This window comes from Novacetimonas pomaceti (assembly GCF_003207955.1).
GTDB classification, from domain to species: Bacteria; Pseudomonadota; Alphaproteobacteria; order Acetobacterales; family Acetobacteraceae; genus Novacetimonas; species Novacetimonas pomaceti.
In genome coordinates this window covers 1-4,113 of record NZ_NOXG01000060.1, presented here as the reverse complement: position 1 = coordinate 4,113, position 4,113 = coordinate 1, and the positions used below count along the sequence as shown (strand labels likewise).

Here is a 4,113-nt window from a genome sequence, read left to right as displayed (position 1 = left end):
GTCTGGACCTGATCGCCGCCATGACACCGGGGAACTCTTTTTAAAAATGTCCTGGGCTTCTGTATCCTGGCGATAGTGCCGTGGCCGGGCTGTCAGCAGACGGAACCCCTCGCGGCGTATGATCTGACCCAGACGCGTTTCCGACAGGCTGACGCCATAGGTCTCATGCAGCCACCCGCAGAGATCACACAGTCTCCAGCGGACAACACCATGCACCGCAGGGATGGGTCCTTCTTCGAGCCGGGTTTTCAAGGCAGACAGCATCTCCTGTGTCAGGCGGGCTTTCTGTCCCCCGCCATGACGATCCACAAGGCCATCCGGACCATCCGCATTGAAACGCACCACCCAGTCACGGATACTCTGACGGTCTGTCCCGGCAAGCAGGGCCGCCTCGCCGCGTGAGGCGCCATCATAAATCGCCGCAAGCGCCAGCAGGCGACGCGACTGACCCGCATGCCGGCTTCTGCGCGCAAGGCGTCGTAACTCCGAACTATCATGATCGTCACGCAGGGACAGAGGGCTGCCCATCCAGAATGTCTCCTTCAGAGAATGGTCAGCATCCTGTGAATCACATTTTTAAACCGATGGGTACCCCGTGAGTCAGGCCAAACAATGGTTGGTATCAGTCGTTAAACGCATCGGTGCCCCTGCTCCGAACGTGCCCTCAGTTTTAAGTTAGGGTCACTCCCCGGCAAATGCTGCAGGGGAGTGTGGAGGCATGGGTCAATTCTGCTTACAACGAGCAGTAATACTTATCTCTCTACGGTATTAAGCCTACGCACCGCTTTATCCAACCCCTTGTTGGACAGGGGGATGTTGATGTCCTGTCCGGATACGGCTGAGAACTTCACCTCTACCTTTTTGGCAGACTCAAGATCTCCCAGCTGTCTCTGATCCAGATTCAGCGGCACGAGACAACCGGCTGGCACGCAGGTGCTGAATGTCAGACCGGACCCGATCGTCCTGTCATCAGCTATCAGCGAAACACCCTTTGAAAGAGCAGCGCCAAAAGGAAGAACCGTCACACCCTGCATCTGGGATCCATGAGGGGTCAGTTCCACACTCAGGATGCGCTGACGTGTCTTGGAATTGAACTCCTGCAGCACGATTGCACAGCGGCTGCCCGTGGCCTGCTGCTGACAGACAACACGCCAGTCCTGATAGGTCTCGTTCAGCGAAGACGCACCGCCCGGGAGAATATGTTCTGAGGAGGTTGCCAGACTTGGAGCAACCTCGTCCTTATGTTCCACAGCCTTGGGACTACTCACTGTCGCATAAGCGCTATTATAGAAATAGGCCGCTCCTCCCGCAACACAAAGAAGTCCGGCCACTGAAAGGGCTGCAAGTTTCCTGTTCATAAACAACTGTACCTTATCTTCTGTTCCCCCTTCCCGTCACAGGAAGAGGGATATCAATCTCAGAACTTCAGACGGAAATGTGCGCGGGCGCCACTGTCCACAGACTGGTTACCATACTGGCCGACATAGGATATTCCGATATCGATCCGGTTGCTAACTTTTGCTGACAACCCTGTATCGATCACTGCGGCATCGATTGAGAGCGGCACGCCGGCGATGTCCATGTTGCCGCTGTTGGCAGCCGCAAACAGTTCATGTGTTGTGGGAATCGTCAGACCAAAGGCATGGCGATAGCCCAACGTCGCATGCGGCGTCAGCAGGAACCGGCCCGCCTGGAACGTCGAGGCCAGATGGACACCAAAGGTCGAGAACGTCACGCCCGTATCGATGCCCTGTCCACGCAATGCCGCGGCACCACCATGTTCCTGGAAACCATCCGTATGCAGGTTCACATAGGCAACATTGCCAAAGGGCTCGATCGTGGTGTTGCCCATATGGAACTTGTAGCCCAGCTCACCAAAGCCCTGCGCCGTTCCCCCCAGATACGCGCTGTTCAAGCGGTTCTGGAAGCCCTGGAACGCCACATTGCGACGGATGCTGATCATGTCCCATGTGTAGGTCGCACCCAGACGCAGGTTCAGATTGCCCCAATGTGTGCCAGCATATCCACCGACAGTTACATTGTTGCTGTGTCCCGAAGAACCTCGCCCGCTCCCGACATCGAACATCGAACGGCCATAGCTGATCAGGCCACCGACACGCCATGTATCGGCGACCGGCGCATCAGCCCCCATGATGAACCCGGCGGTCGAATGATGCATCGACGCCGCATTGCCATCCCCCGAATTGCTGCCCAGGCTGCCAAAAGCTTCACCCCACATCACGGCCCGGTCCGAATAGCAATGGCCATCCGTCCGGCGCCGGTGCTTGAGGTCGGCCGTACGGATCGTGCTGTCCACGGGGCCGTCACAGTCAGCGGAAGCCAGCCGGTCAAACACTGCCTGACGGGCGAAGAAGCTGTCCTGGATCAGTGCCGTACGGGCTGAAGCATGTACTTCGCCCGAGAGGGCATCCAGCCCCTTGCGGGCACTGTTGCCGTTCAGCTGCTCCATCGCCTTCACGACCGAACTGGTGTCCGGGAGATCATCCAGTCCCCGTCCTGTCTCACGCTCGTTGCGGGTATTCCCCGCTTCCGAGAAGCTGGTGCCGTTACGCTGCATCAGCAGGTCCACATCATTGGCCGTATAGACCAGTGTCGGAGACATGAAGGTGTAGTCATTCACGATGTTCGTCGACAGGTTCGTATATTTGCCCGAGACACCCCCTGCTGCCGAAACCAGCGTGTAGGCTTCACCATATTTCAGTGCCGTGCCATCAGCCACATGGAAGTCGACCGTGCCACCTGAAAGGGCTGCCGCACCCGACACCTTCACCAGGTCACTGGTCAGCTGCTGATAGGACTGGTTATCCACCGACAGGCTTGTACCTGTCATCGTCGCGTTCCCGTCCGCAGCCAGGATCGAACCAGTCGCCATGTCCAGGGTGCCATTGACGTTCAGCGTACCGATTGTACCACTGCCAGCCGGGGAGAGAATGCCGCCAGCGGCAACATTCGTACTTCCAACCGTGCCCGTGCCGGAAAGGGTGCCCCCATTATCGACAGTGACAGCCGAGTTGGCCAGGGACCCATCAACATCCAGCATGCCGGCCGAAATATCGGTCCTCCCGGTGAAGGCGGAATCGTCTCCGTCAATTGCAACCGTGCCCGTGCCGGACTTCGTGAAGGAGCCATTCCCGGAAAGGGTATTGGCCAGGGTTCCCGAAGTGTCCTGGGAAACTTCCAGCGCAGCATTGTCCACAATGCCACCCGAACCGAAGCTGGACGTCGTGCCGACCAGGGTTCCGCCTGTGATTGCCGTGCCCCCACTATAGGTGTTCACGCCGCTCAGCGTCGTCCGGCCCGTGCCGGCCTGGGTCAGGCTGCCCGTACCATCAATCGTCTGCGCCATGGCAAACGCATTGCCATGGTCAATGGTCAACTGACCATTGTCATGGATCGCAGAACTGTCGGAAAGGCTGCCTGTCGTCCCGCCATCACCCAGCTGCAGCGTGCCGCCACTGATCGTCGTAGCTCCTGTGTAGGTATTCGCACCCGTCAGCGTCTCCGTCCCGCCAGAGACCGTCAGGCCGCCAGAACCGGACATGCCGCCGGAATAGGTGCTGCTGGCTTTGGTCAGGTCCAGCGTGCCGTCCAGCGTGCCACTGGCAGTTCCCGACAGAGAACCCGCCGTCGAACCCGCAGACGCCACATCGAACGTGCCGCCATTGGCCGCAACCGTGCCGTCAACCGTGTTGCCGTCCAGCGTCAGCGAACCGGCCGTCTGGGTCACATCACCCGAGACGGTGTTGCCCGCACCCAGCGTCATCGTCCCGCTGTTCGCCGCACTCGCCAGTGTCCCGCCCGTCGCGCTGAATGTCGCACCAGACGCATTCGTCACAGCACCTGCCGTCGTATCGCTCAGCGTCGCCGTGCCGCCATTGTTCGCAACAGCCGCAAGCGTGCCACCTTCAGCCGTCAGCGTCCCCGTGTTCGTCGTCGTGCCAGCAACCGTGCCGCCATTGACATCCGTCGTCCCGGCAGTCGTCAGCGCGCCTGCAACAGAACCCGGCAGGCTGAGGCCTGCACCAGACGCCACCGTCGTCACACCCGTATAGGTATTCGCACCCGACAGCGTCTCCGTCCCGCCAGAAACCG

At 59.5% G+C, this 4,113-nt stretch carries 2 protein-coding genes and 1 pseudogene; all 3 read right to left on the bottom strand.

The window, feature by feature from the left end:
• Positions 1–528: pseudogene (locus CFR71_RS15235) on the bottom strand (helix-turn-helix domain-containing protein); the annotation flags it as partial.
• A 224-nt stretch (positions 529–752) separates the two neighbouring features.
• The gene (locus tag CFR71_RS15230; RefSeq protein ID WP_110532159.1) at positions 753–1,358 is read right to left on the bottom strand and encodes an invasion associated locus B family protein; all 606 of its coding nucleotides are present in this window, start codon (positions 1,356–1,358) and stop codon (positions 753–755) included.
• 59 nt (positions 1,359–1,417) lie between these two features.
• Positions 1,418–4,113, bottom strand: a 2,696-nt coding sequence (locus CFR71_RS15225) for an autotransporter outer membrane beta-barrel domain-containing protein (protein WP_116790923.1), incomplete at its 5' end; no start/stop codon positions are given.

Coding starts and splice junctions, on each gene's coding strand:
- CFR71_RS15230 (WP_110532159.1), bottom strand. CDS start 1,358: ATGAACAGGAAACTTGCAGCCCTTTCAGTGGCCGGACTTCTTTGTGTT.